A 20,073-nucleotide genomic window follows, 5' to 3' on the forward strand; every position below is an offset into this window, starting at 1 on the left:
CATTATTGATTCATGAACCGGAAAAACAAGCACAGAATGCTGATGTATCACATCCCCTTGCCAGAGACAGGCCGAAATTCTGTAAAGATTCTATGCCTGGCCGCCTGGAAAAATGTTTGACAACGAATATCTTCTCACTGGCTCTGCAAAAATCCCCTTCCGATTTTTCTGATTTTTCAATAGTATGGCCTAACACAAAAAAGCACCCGAAAATACAGGTGCTTCCACATATTTTATGCTTTATTTTTGGCGTATAGCCAGTTGTAGTAATGGGCATGCTTTAATTCGTCCGTCATGATTTCGAAAATAATATCCCTGTATGGGGCGGGTATGTTCAGGTAGATCGTCCGGTATTTTTCAAACGCCTTCAGTTCCCCCATCAGTGCCCGTTCAATTCCTTCCAAATAGCTGGACGGACGGGTGAACGCTTCGCCTTCAACTGCGGGGGGAGCCATACCGGTTAACTGCGTATAAAGCTGCCGAAAATATCTTCGGTGCTTCCTTTCATCATCCCGGATGCTGGTTATGACTTGCTTTTCCTGCTGTGTAGGAGCCACACTGATCAAATAATCGTAGAATAATTCGTCTTCCCGCTCACCAGCTATCCCCTGCTCGATTAGACTGATTACCAGATTCATGTTCTCCCCACCCGCTTGGGTTTCCAGGTTGACTGGCAGCGGAACATACGGATGGTAGTAGTGTTGGTAAAAGATAGAAATCACTCCTTCTTTGTTACTTCACCTCCTTTAGGCTATTCACGTTACGATTGAGTGGGAACCATTTATTCCAACAAAATCTGCTTCAGCTTCTCATTCAAGAGCCGCGCCTCCGCAATCGCTCGTTTGTCGCGGAGGATATCACCCGGTTTATTCCCTTCTCCTATGATGTATCCGCCAAACGGCAGGCCCACAAAAGAAAAGATGTACTGGAACTGCTGAATCAACGGCAGTCCCTTGATCCGCGGTTGGTCCCCGCCGGTCGCGATCACATAGGCTTGCTTGCTCGCTAAAGCCTCTTTAAATGAAATGCGCTTGTCCCGCAGGCTTTGCGACCAGCGATCGACAAAATTCTTCATGACGCCCGTCATTCCGTACCAGTAAATGGGGGTGGAAAAGAGCAAGATCTCGTGCGACAGCAGCGCTTGAATCACGCTGTCATAATCATCCGCCACCGAGGCAAAGCCATCCGGATCGTGCCGCTTGTCCACAATCGGTCTGATATCCAGCTTCCTCAGGAACATGCTGGTATGGGAGATTCCCTCCAAGGCGTAGTTCGTCAGCTGTTCCGTATTGCCGTTTTCCCGCGAGCTTCCATGCAAAACCAATATCTGCATCCCGTTCGCTCCTTTCCTCGTCGCTTCAATATAATTCCATTATATACAGAAACGGCTGTAGAAACGATAGTTTTGCCAAAATGCCGGTGAATTCGAAGCCAAATCAACCGTCAGTATTTGCCGAGAAGTCCGTCTTCAATTGGAATGATGGAACCGTTAATGCCATTTGCCTGCGGCGAGCACAGGAACACGGCGACGGAAGCAATTTCTTCCGGCTGCAGCGCTTTTCCACGCATGTGTTTTTGCTGCAGCGTTTCCCACAATCCCAGTTCCTTATCCCTCTGCAGCATTGGCGTGTCGACAATCCCGGGAGCAATTCCGACTACTCGAATTCCGTGTGGTGCAAGCTCCAACGCCGCCGATTTGGTCATCATTTGAATGGCCGCTTTGCTCGCATGGTAGTGGATGACACCAGGGCTGGCGACCTCCTGGAATATACTGGAGCTATTTATGATCACGCCGCTGATCCCGAGCCCGATCATCGCATGGGCTGCCGCCTGTATCCCGTAAAACGTGCCATACTGATTCACGCGGACAACCTCATCATACTGCTCTGCGGTCATAGCCAGGAAAGGAATGTTCGTGCACATCCCGGCATTGTTAAACATCACGTCCAATCGCCCGAAATGCTCGATAGTTCGGGCGATGAGGGATTCTACCTGACTCTGGTCCGCAATGTCCGCTGGAAGGCATATCACTTGATCCGACGGCATGCCTGCAGCCGTCACCTCTTGAAGCAGCGTCATCAACCTCTCAGTATCCCGATCAACCATCGCGACGCTGTAACCAGCTTGCAAAAAGGCGAATACGCTGGCCCGGCCAATACCCCCAGCGGCTCCTGTAATAATAGCGACTTTATCTGCTTCCATAGATCCAACCTCATCTATCATGTTTCTTCCCTTTCCTTTTGCGACAAGTCAAGCTCCTTTTTGGTAAAAGACCTTCCCTCCGATGATCGTCATCATGATTTCGGTGGACAACAGTTCATCCGGTTCGCCGGAAAACAGATTACGGGAGTAGACGGTCATGTCCGCCCACTTCCCTCTTGAAAGTGTGCCTTTGACAGACTCTTCGTTTGTAGCGAGCGCTCCGCCTACTGTAAACAGCTCTACCGCTTCCCGTACTGACAGCCTTTCCGCTTCATTCCATCCCTGATGGGTTTCCCCAGGCCCTCTGCGGGTCACCGCCGCGTGAATGCCCAATAAAGGATGGATCGGCTCTACAGGGGCATCCGACCCTCCGGCGCAAAGGATCCCCGCTGCCCGCATTGTTTTCCAGATATACGAGAAGTTGATCCGCTCTCTTCCGACCCGTTCCACGACCCACGGGAAGTCGCCGACGACAAAGCGGGGTTGAATGTCTGCCACGCGGCTTGGCTGGCTCAATCGAGGCAGCAGGTCTGGCCTGAGAATTTGCGTATGAATCAAACGGTCTCGATACCTGACGGGTGGATGCTGATCCAGGCAGTCCAGCACGACCTCCAACGCTTTGTCGCCAATCACGTGGACGGCAACGGGAAAATGAAGGCTGCGTGCTTCGCGGATGATCTCGGACAGGGCTGCTTTATCGTGTATCGGCTGCCCGCACTGGCTGGGAGCGTCACTGTACGGCTCGGATAAATATGCTGTTCTTCTGCCGAGTGCTCCATCGGCGAAGATCTTAATCGCACCGATCTGCAAGGAACTGTTGCCGAAACCGGCGCACATGTTCCGCTCTTTCAGCGCCTGCATGTACGGATAGTAGACAAGCAGGTTGCACCTGAGTCCTGCTTCCTCCTGAATAATCAGCTCGTCGTAGATCCGATAGGTTTGCTCCAACCCGCCCAAATAGCGCAAGTCTTCGGTATGGGCACTGGTCAGCCCGCAGCTCAACGCAAGCTGCATCGCCTGTTTTACAGCTGCTTTCAGCTGCTGATACCCGGGGGCTGGAATGTGTTTGCGGAAAAGCTCGGACGCAGTCTCTAAAACCAGACCGGTCGGTTCTTTGATGGCAGGATCGAGCACGATCTCCCCTCCCGCGGGAATGTCCATTTCCCGATGATAGCCGATTGTGTCCAAAGCTCTGCTGTTAACGAGAAAAGCGTGGCCGCAAATCCGCGTCAGCAGCAGCGGGCAGTGCGAAGCGACGCGGTCCAGTTCAGCCAGTCCAGGGAGCGAACCGTCGCGAAACAGGTTTTCATCCCAGCCGCGCCCAATCAACCACTCTCCTTCCTGCAGCTGATCCGACCGCTGTTTCACCTTTATGAGCAGCTCTTGCTTGGAAGTGACGCTTGTCAGATCCAGGTAGATGAAGCTTTGGGCTACTCCCGACAGGTGAAGATGGCTGTCTATGAGCCCCGGTGTCACAGTGCAGCCTTGTAAATCAACCGTCCTGGTTCCGCTGCGGCCCCATTGCAGCAGCATGTCCTTGGTGCTGCCGAGATCAACGATTTTCCCGTCTTGAACGACGACTGCTTGAACAATTGGCTGACCGGAATCCAATGTACAAATGTTGCCGTTGACAAAAATGGCATCTGTCATCGAGTCAATTTCCCCTTCCCGAAAGCTGCGTTTGCAGCCAGTAGAGCGCCACCTCTTCCATCGTGGCAAACCAGACGTCATGCTGCCGGATGTAACGGACGACTTCATCCAACGCCTGCAAACGGTGACTCCTTCCCGAGATTTGCGGGTGCATCGCCAGGACGTAGCATCCCCCATCCGCATAAATCCCGTCGAACTCGGCTTTCCATATCTCCATCACCTTGGAAGGAGCGGACAATCCTGTCCGATATCGGGGTGAAAAGTTGAAGAAGTAGTGCGGAGCGTCATCCAGACACCAATCGGAAGGAATTTCAATCAGCCCTTTTGTCCCCGCTGCGACATACGGCCGCTCATCGCCCAGCAGACTGGCATCGTACAAAAAGCCGTACTCGTCAAGCAATGGCAGCGTCTGATGACTAGGTGCCCACGATGGCGCCCGATAGCCGAGCGGTTTTTTGCCGGTCAGCTTCTGCAGCGCCTCAATCCCCTTCTCTAGATCCTCTCGTTCGTCTGCCGGGGTCATGGAAAAAGGCTCGGCATGCGTATAACCGTGATGGGCGATTTCCAGCCCTTGGGCCATGATCCTCTCTGCCAGGTGGGGATACTTTTCTGCGGTAACCCCGGGAATGAAGAACGTCGCCGGAAGCTCTTCCCGCTTCAACCAGGGCAAAATCCTTGGCACGCCAACCCTCGCCCCGTACTCGCCTTGAGACAGCTTCGCCGGCGTCACTGTCTCTATCGGCTGTCCCTCGACAAAGAGAGACTCTGCGTCAAAATCGAAGGTCAATACAACAGCACATTTTTTTCCGTTTGGCCACATTGCGATACCCTCCCGCATTTATCTAAAAAAAATTCGTGTCCGCTGCCATCGGATTCGCCGGGTTCCCTCAGCCTTCTAACCCTTTTGGTCCAGCATTCGCGGATAGGGTTGAGGAGGAGACGGCAGAAAACCCGTCAAACAAATCCAGCCTTTCTGTGCCTGAATGGGTGGTCGTGTATGAGAGGACAAGCATTAATACGAGCGATGTCGGCATCCCGAAGTAGATCGGATCCAGACCGAACGGATTGTCCAGGATCGCCCAGCATACCGACCCTAATCCTGCGATCAGCAAACTCCAAAAAGCGGCTGTCGCATTCGCTCTTTTCCAGAACAGACCAAACATAACCGGGAAGAACAGCGCTGCTTGAAAAGCGTACCCGTAAAGCAGCAGCTTGATGACGAACGGCAAGTACAGCGCGATTGCCAGTGAACCAATCCCAAATGCCACGGTCATAAGCCGCGAATACTTCATGATTTGCTTTTCGGTAGCTTGCCGGTTGATAAATGATTGATAGATGTCGCGTACCGATGTGGCCGTTGCCACAATCAATAATCCGCTGGCCGTTGACATGACCGCAGCTGCGAACGCCGCGACGACGAACCCGGTGGCACCGATCGGCAGAACGTTGGTTAACAGCGTAGGCAAGGCTTGTTCAGACTCGATCCCGGGATAGAGCACCTTGGCAGACATCCCGAGCAGGGTGCCGACCAGGGCAAATATCGGCCATTCGACAATTGCGGTCGTGTAATATGCTCTCTTCGCCGTTTTAACATCCTTGGCGGCATAGATTCTCTGCCAGGTAGTCATGGAGATAAACCACGCAGGGATAATCGACATCATCCAGCCTGCGACAGTCCAGATGGAGATTTCCCCTAAACTGAAGTAACTCGCAGGCAGGTTGGCGATCAGTCCGTCGATGCCCCCCACCGCCCGCAGCCCGAGGGGAAGCGCCAAGGTAAATATCCCGATCACGATGATGATCCACTGAATCAAATCCGTCATGATAACGGCTGCCAGTCCCCCCAAGGCGGTGTAGGCGATGACGATTAAACCGGAAATCCAGGCGGCCAGGCTGGCGTCAATGCCGGAAGCGGCCTGGATGACGGCTGAACCGGCCGTTATTTGTGTGCCGACAAAGGTAACGCTGGCAAAAATGGTGATAATGCTGCCGATCAGTTTAGACCGTTTGCTGTAACGGTACTCTAAAAAATCCGGCAAGGTGAACTGTTTGAATCGATCGCCAAAATGCTTTACTTTGGGAATCATAAACCTGGCGACAAGAATGCATCCGGCAAAACCAGTGAAGACCATCCAGGAAGCGGAAAAGCCGGAGGCAAAGGCGATTCCGGTCAGGCCGATGGTAAATCCGCCGCCAATGTCTGTTGCAAGTACAGTCGCCGTCAATTTGATGTACTTGACATCCCGCCCCGCGACCAGGAAGCCCTCACTGGAAATTCTCATTCTCTCGTAGTACCAGCCGATCAGCAGCATCACTGCAAATGAACCAAGCAAGATCACGCTGTCAATCCATGTCCAATTGCTCATGCAAATCCTCCTTTTTACGTTGGTTCTGCTGTTAATCCATTACGTCCCCGCCATTGACATCCACGATCTCCCCTGTAATAAACGACGCCTTGTCCGAGAGCAGAAAGGCGACGCAATTAGCCACGTCCTCAGGTCTGCCGATCCTGCCCAGTGGAATGCCGGCAAGAACCTGCTCCCTATCAACGGGCATTTCATTCAAAATTTTCGTATCGATGAACCCGGGTGCTACCGCATTGACCCGGATGCGATACGGAGCCAGTTTTTTTTGCATAGGATAAGGTAATCGAATGAATAGCTGCTTTCGATGCGGCATAGGGAATACTGACAAAAGAGCCCCCCGTTTTCGCAGCCCCTGAAGAAATATTGACGATGCAGCCCCTATTGGCCTTCATCTTGTCGATGGAATGATGAATACAAAAAAACGTTCCCTTTACATTAACAGAAAAAATACGCTCCCAATCCCGTTCCGTCAGCTCCTCGTCCTTTAGAGGGGGACAAACGCCAGCGTTGTTTACCAGATAGTCGATGTTGTCCAACTGCCCCAAGGCGCTTTTCACCTGCTGTTCATCCGCTACGTCAAACGGCAGCGGGACGAGATCAAGCCCTGTTTCCGCCGCCAATGCTACGATACTGTCCAGGGACTTCGCTTCCAGCTCATTTGCGTATACGCGTACTCCCTCTGCGGCCAACTGCAGCGCGATGCTTTGTCCGATGGCTCCCCCCGCCCCCGTGACCAGCGCTACTTTATTCTGCATATCTTCTCACCTCCTCGCGTCTTAATTTTTATATGTAGGCGGTCCCGCCTCCCATCGGGTCAATTCGTAATTTTGCAAATTCAGTGCCAACGAAACCAAATATCCGAGAAGAGTGATGAACTTTACAGAGGACAATTCTGTGCTTGTCTACACCGGATCAAGATAATCTGCCGTTATTTGCAAAAGTTTGTTTTTCCGAACCGGAGTTGGCGCATTTGCGTCATTTTCGAATCACTTTTTTGCTGGAGGCATCGTCAAATATAAAATTCTTTGTTATGATTACACTAAAATTACGACATGAGGTTCCGCGTATGGACAGAAATTCCAGATTGTTCAGTCATCGCTTGATCGATATTATGAATGCGATTACGGACGGCATTTACGTTACGGACAAGCATGGCAACACCGTATGGCTTAACGACGCCAGCGAAAAGAACTTGAGAAGACCTCGTTCCGAGTTTATCGGCAAGAATTCGCTGGAATTGGAGGAAGCAGGGATCTTTACCCCATCTGTCGTCCGCATGATACTGGAGACGGGGAGGCCTGTCAGTACAGTGCAAAGCGTCAACTCCGACTGTCAGTACCTTGTCACCGGTCATTTGCTGCGAGACGAGCAAGGAGAGATAGAGTACATCGTCATCCATTCGCGGGATATCACTCAGGCTGTCCAGTTGACCAATCAGTTTGAAGAGCTTGAATCTCTCTTAAGCCTGTATAGCGACGAAATCCGCAAGATAAAGCTGGCCCAGAATACGGAAGGGCCTGGCGAGTCTTTTATTGGCAAAAGCTTGTCTTATAGAGCAATCACGCAGTTAATCGAGAAGATTTCCGCAGTTGAGGCAACCGTTTTGATCACAGGGGAAACCGGCGTCGGGAAAAATGTAGTCGCCAGGCGGATCCATCAGGTAAGCCGCCGCAGTAACGAGCCGTTTATTGAAGTGAATTGCGGGGCGATTCCGGAATCTTTGATCGAATCCGAACTATTTGGCTACAAGAAAGGGGCCTTTACGGGAGCGAATGTCAACGGGAAAATCGGACTTGTCCAGCTCGCCCATAGAGGCACCCTGTACTTGGACGAAATCGCCGAACTGCCGCTTCACCTGCAATCTACGCTGCTGCAGTTTCTGCAAAGCCGGACATTTCGCCCAGTAGGCGATACCGAAGTGAAAAAAGCAGACGTACGAATCATAGCGGCGACAAATAGTGATTTAAAAGAGCTGATCAGCCAAGGCAAATTTCGGGCCGATTTATACTATCGATTGCACGTCGTGCCCATTCACATACCGGCTCTGCGTCAACGGCGCGAAGATATCCCCCCTTTGGTCTCTTTCTTCCTAAAGTCTTGTAACGAGAAATACAGGAAACAACGCCGCATTAGCAAAGAAGCGATGGCGCTCCTGCAGGCTTACGATTGGCCAGGCAACATTCGCGAGCTGGAAAACACAATAGAGTTTATCGTCATCACCGCAAAAACAAATCCTATCACCCACGATGACCTGCCGGAGCCATTCCATTGCCAACCAGCGGATCCGCATCAGCCAGGGATTGAAAAAAGGGACAGCCTGCCGGAAAAGCTGGAACAGGTAGAAAGAGAATTGATCAAGGATGCGCTTCGCAGGCATAAGACAACCCGAAAAACGGCAGCGGCTCTTGGCGTTAGTCAATCATTCCTGATCAGGCGGCTGAAAAAATACTGCCTCTACAATTCAAGTCCCGAGGACTAGCCATGCAAAAAAAGCGTCCCCATCGGCGCTTTTCTTATTTCTCTCATGCCTTTCGTAAATCTCACGTTAAGAAACCAAACAGCAGCCCGCTCGAGCTGCTGTTTAGGTTACATAATACTTATTATGTAAAAAATCGATGCAAGTTTTATTTAGCTGTGACGCCGCCATCCGGTTTTCCGTACTTCCCGACAGTAAAGGCGATCAGGTTTCTCACCGAGACATCGCACTTGAAAAAGGCGGCTTCCCCACCTGCGTCACAGATTGCTTTTGCCGTACCCTCTCCCGTCTCCCGCAGATCGGTAACGACAACTCTGGCTCCCTCTTCCATCCAGGAAGTAGCCAGCGGTACGGTAACCCAGGCCCAGTCGGCTGAAGAGAACGCTAAAGCCATGGACGAAATGGCAGTCGGCATTCAGCGCATTGCGGAAGCGTTCTTCAACGTTGCCGAGTCGTCGGCCAATATCTCTGCCGCTGCCTCTGCAGCCGAAGAACAGCTTGCATCCACACAGATGATCGCGGCGTCTGTCCAGACATGAAACCAGATGGCGCACGAACTGCAGACGCTTGTGGGAAAATGTAAAGCGTGGCCATCCACTCCCTTAGCCCCATCGCCTTGACTGGAAAGCAAATGCCAGATTCCGAGTGGCGGAATCCGGCATCGCTTTTCGATTGGGGATACTTGCATCTGGCACCCTTTTTGCGTCAGGCTTTTCTGAGGCGATTGGTCAATTGGCCCAGTTTTTCGATTTCGATCGTGACGACATCCCCGTCCTTCAGCCAGACTCGCTGCTCTTCCGGGTAACCTGTAATCACGCCTTCGGGTGTTCCCGTCAGGATCAGATCGCCGGGCTGCAGGGTCATATGCTCTGATATGTAGCTGATGATCTCGTCGCAGGCGAAAATCATGTCAGAGGTGTTGGAGTCTTGGCGGACTTCTCCATTCACCGTTGCGGTAATGCGCAGGTCATTGGGATTTCCGATTTCGTCGGCACTGACCAGGTAAGGACCGACAGGACAAAACCCGTCACACGTTTTGCCCAACAGCCACTGGGAGCTTTTAAACTGCAGATCACGCGCTGACAGGTCGTTGGCGTTGCAGTAGCCGTAGACGTATGAAAGCGCGTCCGCTTTCGTTACGTTTTTCGCTTGCGCTCCGATGACAATCGCCAGTTCCGCCTCGTAGTCTACCTGGGTGGAAGCCTGCGGGAGCTCAATTTCCTCGCCGTGTCCTGCCAGTGTATTGTGGAATTTGCTGAATAACAGCGGGGCAGGCGGGTATGGCATGTTGCACTCGTCTGCGTGTTTTTTATAGTTAAGCCCGACGCAGACTATTTTTTGCGGCTCAGGGACACATGGTCCGAAATGAAGCGTCTCCTCCTCCAGAAACAGAGAGCTGTTTTGGCTGGCCCTGTCTGCCAGCTGCGCGAGGAGCGTTTTCCCCGCTTCGCCGCGGGCGATCAGTTCGCCTACTGTGGTCGGAACGTCCTGATATTCGGGAAAGGATGCAACCGCCTGTTCCACATCCAGGATTCCTCTGTCGGTTTTCATTCCCAGACACAGCTTGCCTTGTTTTTGAAAGGTAATCGTTATCATGTGCCTTCCTCCTATGCTTGCTTTTGAATCCGTTGTCGCGCCTTCTAAAGAAACGGGGCGCCCAGACCGCGCCCTTTCTTTTCTGATGAATTTATTTAGTTCGACTCTTGTCGCGGAAATTCCTGCCTGATACTTTAGCGGTGTTGTGGCGGTTTGACACCCTTGATAACAGCGGAAACAATGTAGCTCTCCACATTCGTCCCGGGAATACAATCTTTAATAAATGTCTTGGAGTCATCCTTCGGCTCGACGACCACATCCGCAAACCCGCTTTCCGTTAACATCGTTTTTAGTTCGTCAACAGAAGATGCCCCGGATATGCACTCTGAATATAAAGCATCCAGGTCATCCTTGATCTCCTCCGGAAGCTCTGCCGTCGTCACAACATCAGCAATGGCAAGGCGCCCGCCGGGGCGCAGAACGCGAAACGCTTCATGAAACACTTGCTGTTTATCCGGTGAAAGATTGATCACGCAGTTGTCTCCTTCATTACGTTGATAAAATCAGCAGCCATGGTTTTACTTGCAACTTGCAAGTATAATGGAAAAAAGCTTACCTCAAAGGGGTCGTACAGCACTGCCCAGACTTCGCCATCGCTTCGTTCAATAGCTTGATCGAGCGAATCACGGTGTCCTTTTCAAAATCGTTCATATGAGAGAAGTTTTCGTTTAGATAAGCGTTCATTTGTTGGTCTATCACCGCCCCAACATACTTTCCTTCCCTCGTTAAAGAAAAGACAATCATCCGCCGATCATCAGGATGGGGAATTTTGCAAGTAATAACACTCGTTTCCTTTCTATTATTTTTCGGGGGTGAAGGTTCATTTACCGACCTTCGGCTATAAACTTCTCCACGCGCGATTTAATCGCGTCTCTAACATCTCGAAATCGGTTCATGATCTCTTCTTCGGTACCGGTAGCCTTAGCGGGATCATCAAAGCCCCAATGCCATTTCACTGCGTTTTTATTTGAAATCGCTGGGCAATGCTCGTCTGCATGGCCACATAGTGTAATCACATAGTCGGCCTGATTCAAAATCTCCGGGTCGATCACGTCCGAAGTATGCCCGCTGATATCTACTCCAGCTTCCTTCATCACCTGGACGGCACGCGGATTTAGCCCATGCGCTTCCAAGCCAGCGCTTTTCACGTCATATCGATCACTCCCCAGCGTCTTTAACCAACCTTCCGCCATTTGGCTGCGGCAAGAATTTCCTGTACAAAGGAAATAAACGATTTTTTTGTAATCCGGCAAGATAATTCCTCCTGTTTACGTTAAGCTGCTTTCTTTGAAAAATACGTTCGCTGAAATCGAAGAGCAAGGTTGACCAGGGCAATCATAACGGGCACTTCCACAAGAGGGCCGATGACTGCGGCAAATGCCGCGCCTGAATGAATCCCGAACACCCCGACGGCAACGGCAATCGCCAACTCGAAGTTATTCCCCGAGGCGGTAAAAGCAAGTGTAGCAGTCACTTGATAACTTGCCCCTATTGTTTTGCCCATGAAAAACGATATGAGGAACATAACGACAAAGTAAATGAGCAGAGGAATTGCAATCCTCACCACATCAAAAGGCAATTGAATGATCATTTCGCCTTTGAGAGAGAACATGACGATAATGGTAAACAATAAAGCGACCAAAGTAATCGGGCTAACTTTTGGAAGAAAGACCGTTTCATACCAAGAACGCCCCTTTGCTTTTACAAGTGAATAGCGGGTTGCCATTCCGGCCAAAAACGGAATCCCCAGATATATAAATACACTCTTTGCTACCTCGGCCATCGTAATGTCTACAATCATTCCTTCAAAACCGAACCATCCCGGCAAAATCGTCACAAATACATACGTGTAGACGGAGTAGAAAAGAACTTGGAAAATCGAGTTGAAAGCTACGAGCCCCGCTGCATACTCTGCGTCACCTTTGCACAAATCATTCCAAACGATGACCATGGCAATACAACGCGCGAGACCGATCATGATCAGGCCAACCATGTATTCAGGATAGCCTTGAAGGAAAATGATGGCTAAGAAAAACATGAGCACCGGTCCGATCACCCAGTTTTGAAGCAGCGATATGGTCAATACCCTGCCATTTCGGAAGACGCGGCCTAATTCTTCGTAGCGTACCTTGGCCAGCGGCGGATACATCATGAAGATTAACCCAATCGCTATAGGAATCGAAGTAGTTCCAACCTGAAATTCATTCATAACCGCGACAAAATGAGGTGATGCATTTCCCAATGCAACCCCAAGCGCCATTGCAGCAAAAATCCATAAGGTCAAATAGCGATCCAGAAAGGATAACCGTTTTCGCGACTGTTTACTCACTTGCTGTACACGTCCTTTACTCGCATTTAACCAACAATCCTCGTTCTTCCAAATTCCGCAGTTCCTCGGTTAAATCAGGCAATTGGGACAAAGCAAAGCCAATATCCTTTAAGCTTTTCTCATTGAGCGAATAGAACACCCATTGTCCTTTCCGCGTTTCTCGAACCAATCCAGCCGTTTTCAGGCGATTCACATGTTTTGAAATAGCTGGTTGTGAAATGTTAAAAATGGGAACTAGTTCACATACGCAACAATCGCGGCTGCGGAGCAAGGAAATGATTTTCAGTCTTGTCGGGTCGGCGAGAGCTTTCAGGGTGTCAGCCAATTTTTCAAATTCCCCAGTCATTGGTATCCCTCCATACTCAAAAAGATATAACCATATTGTTATTTGTGTATTAAAAAAAGTCAACACCAGACATATGTTCGTACAATAAAAAAAAGGGCCGCAATCACTGCGGCACAACTTAAACGAAGACCTCCCCAGCCCTTACCGGTCCCAGGTGACACCGCCGGTCGCCCAATCTTTTCGCCTGACCTCCCGAACGATGATGTCGACTTCTTCCGGTTCGATCTCAAGGGATTCGGCCATCGCCTCGGTGATGTGGCGAATCATGGCCTGCTTCTTCTCTTCGGACCTTCCTTCCAACAGCTCAATATGTACCAATGGCATAATGCTTCCCTCCGATTTTCTTTGGCTTCAGGCAAATCTGGCGATACTGTATCGATCAATCGGGATGGACGTGTCTCCCTCCGTGATCAATTCTGTCATCAGCGTCCCCACCAAGGGAGAAAGCGTAATGCCGCTGTGCATGGCGGCCACGTACAAATGCTCCACCCCCGGAACCTTGCCGAGAATCGGCAGTTCATCCTCCGGCATGGCCCGGATGCCGGAAAAACAGCGAACGACATGGGCTCTGGCCAGGGCAGGCACGTATCGCGCGGCCATGCTTGCCGTATTCTGCATGATGTCAAGCGTGCTGCTGCGGTCAAACCCCGCCCGTTCGTGAGAGTAACCGATCAACACCTCGCCGTTGAGCGTCTGCCTCATGCTGCTGATCGTATGGTTTAACAGCGGGGCGAGCGGCTCCGTGATGAGAATTTGTCCCCGGACCGGATCGATCGGGATGTTTACGCCGAGCATCTTCCCCACTTCCCGCGACCAGACACCGGCACAGAGGATCAGGTTTTTCGCTGTGAACCTCCCCTTTTTTGATTGGACGACAAAAGAGCCTTGCCGTTTTTCCAGATTGGTCACACGGTTGTAGTACAGGTACTCCACGCCGTGCTTTTTGGCTGTGCGCATGTACATCTCCACCAGCCGCAGCGGGTTTACGTTGCCGTCAATCCGGCTGAAGGTGGCCCCGGCCACCTCTGGTGAGAGAGCGGGTTCCATCGCCAATACCTCATCACGGGTCAACACCTGGATCTCGATTCCCACTTCCGCCTGGCTTTCGGCCAGCCGCTTTGCCCGCTCGCGCTCCGCCTCGCTGAAAAACGGGGCCAGCCCTCCGGTGCGATGAAATTCCACATCGCCGATCCTTCGCTCCAGATAGGGGTACAGCTCCGAGCTGTACATGCTGAATTCCCCGTAATACGCTGGCGTCTTGGTATGGACCCAGACCCATGCCTGTGTCGAACCCGAAGTTCCGGTCAAGGGATATTTCTGTTCGATCAGCAGGATGCCTTCCTGCCGCTTTTCCGCCAGGTGGCAAGCGATGCTGTTGCCGATCACGCCGCCGCCGACGATGATCGTCTCGTATTCACTTCTCACCTGCTTCCCCTCCTTCGGCCTTGCTTCCCTGGTGCTGCTCCGCTTCTGCCAACAGGGCATTTTCCGCAAGCGCGCTGTCCATTCGCGCCGCCAAGACTCCGATCGGAATGGGGCGCAGCGGCATTCTCAGGCGGGGCAGCGGCACGGTTGAGACATGAATCGTTCTGCAGTCAGCGATGTACTGCGAGACCGGAATGCGGCAGATTTTCGCCTGACACTGGCCCATTCCGCAGCGGGTCAATCGCTTTACGTCATCAAAGCTTTCCGCCCCCTGCTGCAGTGCCAGCTGGATTTCCTCGGCTGTGATCTCTTCGCAGCGGCAAAGAATCGTCGATGTGTCCATGTACTCTACTCCCTCCCATTCCCCAGTAGGTGCAGCCACTCGCTCGGATCGCGGGACAAGCTCAAGTTCGACCCCTGGGACAAATGATTCACTCTCTCTGCCCAAAGCGACGGATCACACTCGTTCTCGATACGATGCAGCTCTAGCCACAGTTCCTGTTTGCGCAGCGTTTGCTCCTGCCGACTGGACGAGCTTACGTGGGCGGCTGCGGAAATTCCGGCGATTTTTCCCGTCAGCAAGCAGGCTACCTGGCTGCTGACGCCGGCCGCGTTCCCGGCGACAAATATCCCTTCGACAGAGGTCTGCAGGTCCCGATTGTACACGGGAAGCCATCCGCCCAACTGCTGCCGGTAAGCGAGCTTGCAATCGAGGATCGAGAACGGCTCCAGAATCGGGTGGCGTCCGCCATCGGTACAGATGAGATCCACTTCGTAGAGAATCGGCTGATCCGAGCCGCTCTTCCGGACGAAGGCCTGCTCCACCCTCCCTGTTCCTTTTGCTTCGCAGAGCTCAGTCCCGAGCAGCAAGGGGACATGTTCAGCCGCGTACTGCCGATTTTCCTTCCGCCTGGCCTGAATCGCCCCGCTTTGCTCCACGACAGCCAGCACGTCGATGCCGACCTCGCGCATTTGCCGAACGACTTCAATCGCGAAGTCGCTGGAACCGACCATCAGGGCCTTCTTCCCGGGGAGCACCCGTTCGCGATTGATGGCGATTTGCACGGCCCCTGGCGTCATCACCCCCGGAAGGGTCCAACCGGGAAAAGCGACCGGCGTTTCGGCGGCGCCCGTCGCGACGATCACGCTGGAGGCGGCAACCCTGTGCACCTGCTGCTCGTTGCTGATGCCGATGCTGCCGTCGGCAAAGCGGCCGATCATCGCGTGTTCGAGCAGGACATCTACAGAAAGCGGCTCAAGCTGCTGAAGCAGCCGCTCGGCCAGGACAAAGCCCCTCGCTCCGGTGTAGGGGGCGGGTAACTGCTCCAGCACCTGCGTCTGCTGGCGCAGTTGACCGCCAAGCGACCACGATTCCTCGACAATCGTCACCTGCCTGCCGCTTGCGGCTGCCTCATATGCCGCCAGCAATCCTGCCGGCCCGCCGCCAATCACGAGTACGTCAGTCTTCATCAAGATCTCTCCCCACCTGTGGATCTCCTGTGTTTTGCCGGATCCGCATGCCCGCCCGCACCCGGGTGACACAGGCCCGGACGTGTTCACGTCCGTCAATGGTCATAAAACAACTGCAGCATCTCCCCGAAGCGCAATACACTCCCCTGGCCTGCCGCAATTTACGGCTTCGCCCCAGCGCGACAATTCCGTTTGCCATCAAGGCAAAAGCGACCGTCTGGCCAGGCCGGGCCTCTATTTTTCGCCCCTCAAAGTCAATCGTAATCCTTTCTGCGTCTGGCAGTTCACCGAGCACCGGATGATGCAGAATCTCCATGTCACTCCTCCTCCGCATTTTTCATGGCGTAGAGCCGGCCTACCCCAAAAATCCTTTCGATGACGATCATCAGCAGGATGGTGATAAAGATCATGATGCTGGAAACAGACGTGATAATCGGGTCGTACTGGTACTGGATGTAGGTAAATATCCGCACCGGCAGCGTCACCACATCCGTACTGACGATGAACAAGGCCACCGTCAAATCGTCAAACGACGTGATAAACGCAAACACCGCGCCAGCGATGATCCCTGATTTGATCACCGGCAGTGTGATATGAAAGAACACCTGCAAAGGGGTTGCTCCCAAATTCATCGCCGCTTGTTCGATCGTTCGGTTGCACCCGACAAGGCTGGCCATCACCAGCCTGATGACGTACGGAACGGTCAGGATGATGTGGCCCAGGATGAGCGCCAACGGACTTGCCGCAAGTCCCATCCAGGAAAAATACTGCAGCAGGGCAATCCCGAAGACGACGGACGGAATCAGCATGGGCGACCCGAAAAATTGCGTCACGACCGCTTTCCCGCGAAAGTCATGACGGACCAATGCGAGTGATGCCAGCGTTCCCAGCGCGGTTGCGATCAAGGCGGTTCCGACCGCGACGCCAAAACTCAAACCAAACGATTGAATGAATTCCGGGTGGTTTAACAACTCGGCATACCAACGCAGCGTGATTCCCTTGGGCGGGAAGGTGACATATTCCGTCTCCGTCAGGGAAGAAAGCAGGATCACGACTACCGGAGCCAGCAAAAAAAGATAGATCAAGCTGACGTACCCTCGCAGTGCCCACTTGGAGAATGTCCGGTTCATTGTATCGCCACCCCTGTTTTCGATTGGTTGAGCAGGCGGCTGTAGATGAGCAGGATCAGCGTCGTCATCAGGATCAAGACGAAGCCGATCGCCCCGCCGTACGGCCAATTAAGCAGCACGACGACCTGCTCGTACGTCAGGTAAGACATCACTTTCACTTGCGGTCCGCCGAGAATGGCAGGGGTCACAAACGAGCTGGACGCCAGGCTGAATACCATCACAGAACCAGCGAAAACGCCCGGCAAGCTGAGCGGCAGCGTGACCGAAAAGAACGTCCGAACCGGACCCGCCCCGAGGTTTTGCGACGCCCGCAAAACCGAGGGATCGATTCGTTCCAGCGACCCGACGATGCCCAGCACCATGTACGGAAACAGGACGTGGACCATCCCGATCTCCACTCCGAGTTCGGAATACAGCAATTTCAGCGGTTTTTCGATCCACCCAAGCGACAGGAGAGCATTGTTGATCACCCCGTTGTTGGCCAGCAGGATCACCCAGCCGTAGCAGCGAATCACCATGCTGATCAAGAGCGGCGAGAGCAGCAAGAGCGTTAGAAGGTTGCGCGTTCGGCCCGAGGTCTGGACGAGGTGGTATGCGTCCGGATACCCGGTTACAAGCGCGGCGATCGTCGTGACCAGACCAATTCTGATCGTGTTCCACAAGACGCCTAAATAAAAGGGATCAAAGAGGAACTTCCCGTAGTTCTCCAAGGTCCAGCCCTCGCCCATGCCGGATGTGGAGTCGAACGGATGAAAACTGCCGATGAACAGATAGAGCAGCGGAATCAGGAAGGAGGCGATAAAGATCAGCAAGCAGGGCAGCAGCAGCAGCCAAACGTCCCAATTCCGCCGCGTTTTTTTCCGATTGGGCAGCGGAGTGCTTTCGGCAATTGCAGGTTGCATGCGCTACACCCCGCTTCCCGTCAACAACAAATCCTTTGGCTCCCAGTACACATATACCTGTTCGTCTATCAGCAAGTCGCTTATCCCGAATGGAGAATCTGACGCCTCCGCCACGATCTGCTGATCTCTGACCTGCAGGACGTACCGCGTCTTGGCTCCGAGAAACACCTTCCTCGCCAGCGTGGCCGCAACGGCTGGATACGCGTCCGGCTTCACGCGGGAGATGCGCATCCTCTCCGGACGGATGTAAAAGGTCGCGGGCCCCTTGCCGGCGGGATCGGGCGGCAGAGGGAGCTGCAGGGTGTTGCCGTATACATGTACGGTACACTCCTGCTCCGTGGTACAGACGATCTCCCCTGACAGCCTGTTCACTTCGCCGATGAAGCTGGCGACAAAAGATGTCTTCGGCTGGTTGTAGATCTTCTCCGGCGTATCCACCTGCTCGATCCTTCCCTCGTTCATCACCGCGATCCGGTCTGAAATGGACAGGGCTTCTTCCTGGTCGTGGGTGACGAAAATGGTGGTAATCCCCACCTGCTTCTGGATGAGTGAAATCTCCTCGCGCATCTCCTGCCGCAGCCGGGCGTCCAGATTGCTGAGCGGTTCGTCCAGGAGCAGGACGGTCGGCTCGATCACCAGCGCACGGGAAATCGCCACACGCTGCTGCTGACCGCCGGAGAGCTGCTTGGGAAAGCGGTCCCGCAAGGCTTCCAGCCGCGTCATTTCAAGTGCCGACTGCACCCGCTGCCGGATCTGATCCCGAGGGACCTTGCGCAGCTTCAGTCCGTAAGCGACGTTGTCGTAGACAGTCATGTGGGGAAACAGCGCGTAGTTTTGAAAAACCATGCCCATGCTCCGCTTGTGGGGGGGAAGGTTATGTACCGGCTTCCCCTCTACTTCAATCGCTCCCTCATCCAATGCCAAAAATCCTGCGATCATGTTGAGCGTGGTCGTCTTGCCGCAGCCGGACGGCCCGAGAAACGAAATGAACTCTCCCTTTTCGATGTCCAGCGACAGGTGTTTGACGATTTTGCTTTGACCAAATGTTTTGACTATATTATGCAGCCGCAGGTAACTCACATGCCTCCCCCTTCCTAGTGAGCGATCTCGATTTCCTTGTTGGCCCGCTCCGTCCACGCGGCACGGTTTTCGTTGATCGTTTTCCAGTCCATCCTCACCAGTTTGCCGACCGTCTCTTCACCGTAGACCACCTTGGCTGCCACATCTTCCGGCAGCTTCACCTGCTTGTTGACCGGTCCGGAGAAGGTGGATTTGCTTAGCGCTTCCTGCGCTTCCACACTCAGCATAAAATTGATGAACGCTTGTGCCAACACAGGATGGGGAGCGTTTTTTACCAGATTGGCCGTCGGCATTAAGGCCACGGCTCCTTCTTTGGGATAGACAAAATCAATGGGAAAATTCTTCGACTGAAGCGTAAAGACACGTCCCGTCCCCCAGGCAGAAGTGACCGTTTCGCCTTGCATGAAATAATTGGAGACGTCAGCCGTCTTGTCAAAGGTGACGGCGTTCGCAGCCATTTCTTTCAACTTGGCAAAGCCGGGCTCAATATTGGACTCGCTTCCCCCATTCGCCTTGGCCAGCATGACCAACAAGTGAACGCCGTAGGTATTGGCGATGGAGGGCAGCACCAGCTTGCCTGCAAACTCTGGTCTGGCGAGATCGTTCCATGAAGCGGGCGCCGCCCAGCCTTCTTCCGCGAACACCTTGGTGTTGTAAGCCAGTCCGGTCGCGTCCAACCCGATAGCCACACCGACGTTATCGCTGTCTTTGGCAACGTCGTAGACGTCGGATAACGCAGGCACCTGATTCGGATCAAGGGGGGCCAGCAGGCCGACCGATTTGGCCTGCGCCTGCGGGCCGTCGTCCATAAAGGCCACATCGATTTGCGGCTTGTCCTTCTGCGCCTGCAGCTTGGCCAAGGTGTCCATCGAGCTGCCCGTGACATAGGTCACTTTCGCCTTGTACTTTTGTTCAAACTGCGGGATGATCGACTCTTTCATCGCCTTTTCGTAGCTTCCGCCATAGGCCGCCACGACCAATGTGCTGCCGCCCTCTCCACCGCCGGAAGATGCCGGTTGTCCACCTGCACCGCAGCCTGTTGCCAGCAGTGCGGCCAGCAATAACGGCCCCCATCCTATCCGCTTTTTCATGAATCTCTTC

The 20,073-nt window shown here is 53.2% G+C and carries 25 protein-coding genes and 2 pseudogenes; 3 read left to right on the plus strand and 24 right to left on the minus strand.

Translation table 11 applies throughout. From position 1 onward, the window contains the following. Positions 1–257: hypothetical protein (locus tag HGBM_RS31275; RefSeq protein WP_218916984.1), on the plus strand; the 257-nt coding region annotated here is incomplete at its 5' end. Here HGBM_RS31275 and HGBM_RS03555 read toward each other — a convergent pair. The 8 genes from HGBM_RS03555 to HGBM_RS26525 all read right to left on the minus strand — a co-directional run bounded on the left by HGBM_RS03555 (position 234) and on the right by HGBM_RS26525 (position 6,973). Beyond that, on the minus strand, positions 234–638 hold the full coding sequence (locus HGBM_RS03555) for a ferritin-like domain-containing protein (protein ID WP_245552864.1): 405 nt from the start codon (positions 636–638) through the stop codon (positions 234–236). The two genes, HGBM_RS31275 and HGBM_RS03555, sit on opposite strands and share 24 nt — an antisense overlap. Before the next feature lie 143 nt (positions 639–781). Further along, positions 782–1,333, minus strand: a complete 552-nt coding sequence (locus HGBM_RS03560) for a flavodoxin family protein (RefSeq protein ID WP_019119718.1) — start codon at positions 1,331–1,333, stop codon at positions 782–784. 110 nt (positions 1,334–1,443) lie between these two features. Then, entirely contained in the window at positions 1,444–2,202 is a 759-nt protein-coding gene (locus tag HGBM_RS03565; RefSeq protein ID WP_019119719.1) for an SDR family NAD(P)-dependent oxidoreductase, read from the minus strand. A 48-nt stretch (positions 2,203–2,250) separates the two neighbouring features. Continuing rightward, the gene (locus HGBM_RS03570; RefSeq protein ID WP_019119720.1) at positions 2,251–3,852 is read right to left on the minus strand and encodes an amidohydrolase; all 1,602 of its coding nucleotides are present in this window, start codon (positions 3,850–3,852) and stop codon (positions 2,251–2,253) included. 4 nt (positions 3,853–3,856) lie between these two features. Next, positions 3,857–4,672, minus strand: coding sequence for a polysaccharide deacetylase family protein (locus HGBM_RS03575; protein WP_019119721.1), 816 nt, complete (start codon positions 4,670–4,672; stop codon positions 3,857–3,859). Between the two features lie 67 nt (positions 4,673–4,739). Continuing rightward, complete coding sequence (locus tag HGBM_RS03580) at positions 4,740–6,218, minus strand: sodium:solute symporter family protein (protein ID WP_019119722.1); 1,479 nt, start codon at positions 6,216–6,218, stop codon at positions 4,740–4,742. A gap of 31 nt (positions 6,219–6,249) precedes the next feature. Continuing rightward, positions 6,250–6,489, minus strand: coding sequence for an SDR family oxidoreductase (locus HGBM_RS29315; protein WP_081590064.1), 240 nt, complete (start codon positions 6,487–6,489; stop codon positions 6,250–6,252). Further along, positions 6,410–6,973: an SDR family NAD(P)-dependent oxidoreductase gene (locus HGBM_RS26525; protein ID WP_026074185.1), complete on the minus strand. Its 564-nt coding sequence runs from the start codon at positions 6,971–6,973 to the stop codon at positions 6,410–6,412. Before HGBM_RS26525 ends, HGBM_RS29315 begins: the two co-directional genes overlap by 80 nt. 311 nt (positions 6,974–7,284) lie before the next feature. On the opposite strand from HGBM_RS26525, the gene HGBM_RS03595 reads away from it, so the two are divergent. Next, positions 7,285–8,697: a sigma-54 interaction domain-containing protein gene (locus tag HGBM_RS03595; protein WP_019119724.1), complete on the plus strand. Its 1,413-nt coding sequence runs from the start codon at positions 7,285–7,287 to the stop codon at positions 8,695–8,697. Between the two features lie 145 nt (positions 8,698–8,842). Here HGBM_RS03595 and HGBM_RS03600 read toward each other — a convergent pair whose 3' ends face one another. After that, complete coding sequence (locus tag HGBM_RS03600) at positions 8,843–9,088, minus strand: SDR family oxidoreductase (RefSeq protein ID WP_019119725.1); 246 nt, start codon at positions 9,086–9,088, stop codon at positions 8,843–8,845. On the opposite strand from HGBM_RS03600, the gene HGBM_RS30190 reads away from it, so the two are divergent. Next, positions 9,087–9,233, plus strand: coding sequence for a hypothetical protein (locus HGBM_RS30190; protein WP_019119726.1), 147 nt, complete (start codon positions 9,087–9,089; stop codon positions 9,231–9,233). The genes HGBM_RS03600 and HGBM_RS30190 overlap by 2 nt on opposite strands. A gap of 166 nt (positions 9,234–9,399) precedes the next feature. Here HGBM_RS30190 and HGBM_RS03610 read toward each other — a convergent pair whose 3' ends face one another. The 15 genes and pseudogenes from HGBM_RS03610 to HGBM_RS03680 form a co-directional block, all read right to left on the minus strand. Beyond that, entirely contained in the window at positions 9,400–10,290 is an 891-nt protein-coding gene (locus HGBM_RS03610) for a fumarylacetoacetate hydrolase family protein (RefSeq protein WP_019119727.1), read from the minus strand. A gap of 134 nt (positions 10,291–10,424) precedes the next feature. Then, positions 10,425–10,769, minus strand: a pseudogene (locus tag HGBM_RS26530) (methyltransferase domain-containing protein); the annotation flags it as partial. Between the two features lie 73 nt (positions 10,770–10,842). Then, positions 10,843–11,061 (minus strand): annotated as a pseudogene (locus HGBM_RS31540) (MarR family winged helix-turn-helix transcriptional regulator); the annotation flags it as partial. 53 nt (positions 11,062–11,114) lie between these two features. Beyond that, entirely contained in the window at positions 11,115–11,543 is a 429-nt protein-coding gene (gene arsC, locus HGBM_RS03625; RefSeq protein ID WP_019119730.1) for an arsenate reductase (thioredoxin), read from the minus strand. Positions 11,544–11,563: 20 nt separating this feature from the next. After that, the gene (gene arsB / locus HGBM_RS03630; protein ID WP_026074186.1) at positions 11,564–12,619 is read right to left on the minus strand and encodes an ACR3 family arsenite efflux transporter; all 1,056 of its coding nucleotides are present in this window, start codon (positions 12,617–12,619) and stop codon (positions 11,564–11,566) included. 16 nt (positions 12,620–12,635) lie between these two features. Further along, positions 12,636–12,965 (minus strand): ArsR/SmtB family transcription factor, encoded by a 330-nt coding sequence (locus HGBM_RS03635; RefSeq protein WP_019119732.1) that lies wholly within the window; start codon positions 12,963–12,965, stop codon positions 12,636–12,638. 141 nt (positions 12,966–13,106) lie between these two features. Beyond that, complete coding sequence (locus HGBM_RS03640; RefSeq protein ID WP_019119733.1) at positions 13,107–13,289, minus strand: 2-hydroxymuconate tautomerase; 183 nt, start codon at positions 13,287–13,289, stop codon at positions 13,107–13,109. Between the two features lie 27 nt (positions 13,290–13,316). Beyond that, entirely contained in the window at positions 13,317–14,390 is a 1,074-nt protein-coding gene (locus HGBM_RS03645) for an NAD(P)/FAD-dependent oxidoreductase (protein WP_019119734.1), read from the minus strand. After that, positions 14,380–14,733 carry a (2Fe-2S)-binding protein gene (locus HGBM_RS26540; protein WP_019119735.1) on the minus strand — a complete coding sequence of 118 codons (354 nt, stop codon included), beginning with the start codon at positions 14,731–14,733 and terminating at the stop codon, positions 14,380–14,382. Before HGBM_RS26540 ends, HGBM_RS03645 begins: the two co-directional genes overlap by 11 nt. A gap of 5 nt (positions 14,734–14,738) precedes the next feature. Further along, positions 14,739–15,860: an NAD(P)/FAD-dependent oxidoreductase gene (locus HGBM_RS26545; RefSeq protein WP_019119736.1), complete on the minus strand. Its 1,122-nt coding sequence runs from the start codon at positions 15,858–15,860 to the stop codon at positions 14,739–14,741. Then, positions 15,850–16,176, minus strand: coding sequence for a (2Fe-2S)-binding protein (locus HGBM_RS03660; protein ID WP_019119737.1), 327 nt, complete (start codon positions 16,174–16,176; stop codon positions 15,850–15,852). Before HGBM_RS03660 ends, HGBM_RS26545 begins: the two co-directional genes overlap by 11 nt. Before the next feature lies 1 nt (position 16,177). After that, complete coding sequence (locus HGBM_RS03665) at positions 16,178–16,990, minus strand: ABC transporter permease (RefSeq protein ID WP_019119738.1); 813 nt, start codon at positions 16,988–16,990, stop codon at positions 16,178–16,180. After that, positions 16,987–17,892, minus strand: coding sequence for an ABC transporter permease (locus tag HGBM_RS03670; RefSeq protein WP_019119739.1), 906 nt, complete (start codon positions 17,890–17,892; stop codon positions 16,987–16,989). The genes HGBM_RS03665 and HGBM_RS03670 overlap by 4 nt, the downstream gene beginning before the upstream one ends. Positions 17,893–17,895: 3 nt before the next feature. Further along, a complete protein-coding gene (locus HGBM_RS03675) occupies positions 17,896–18,972 on the minus strand; it encodes an ABC transporter ATP-binding protein (RefSeq protein WP_019119740.1) in 1,077 nt (358 codons plus the stop codon). A 14-nt stretch (positions 18,973–18,986) separates the two neighbouring features. Continuing rightward, positions 18,987–20,063, minus strand: a complete 1,077-nt coding sequence (locus HGBM_RS03680) for an ABC transporter substrate-binding protein (RefSeq protein ID WP_019119741.1) — start codon at positions 20,061–20,063, stop codon at positions 18,987–18,989. Positions 20,064–20,073 lie beyond the last annotated feature (10 nt).

The organism is Brevibacillus massiliensis, assembly GCF_000311785.1.
Classification (GTDB): domain Bacteria; phylum Bacillota; class Bacilli; order Brevibacillales; family Brevibacillaceae; genus Brevibacillus_C; species Brevibacillus_C massiliensis.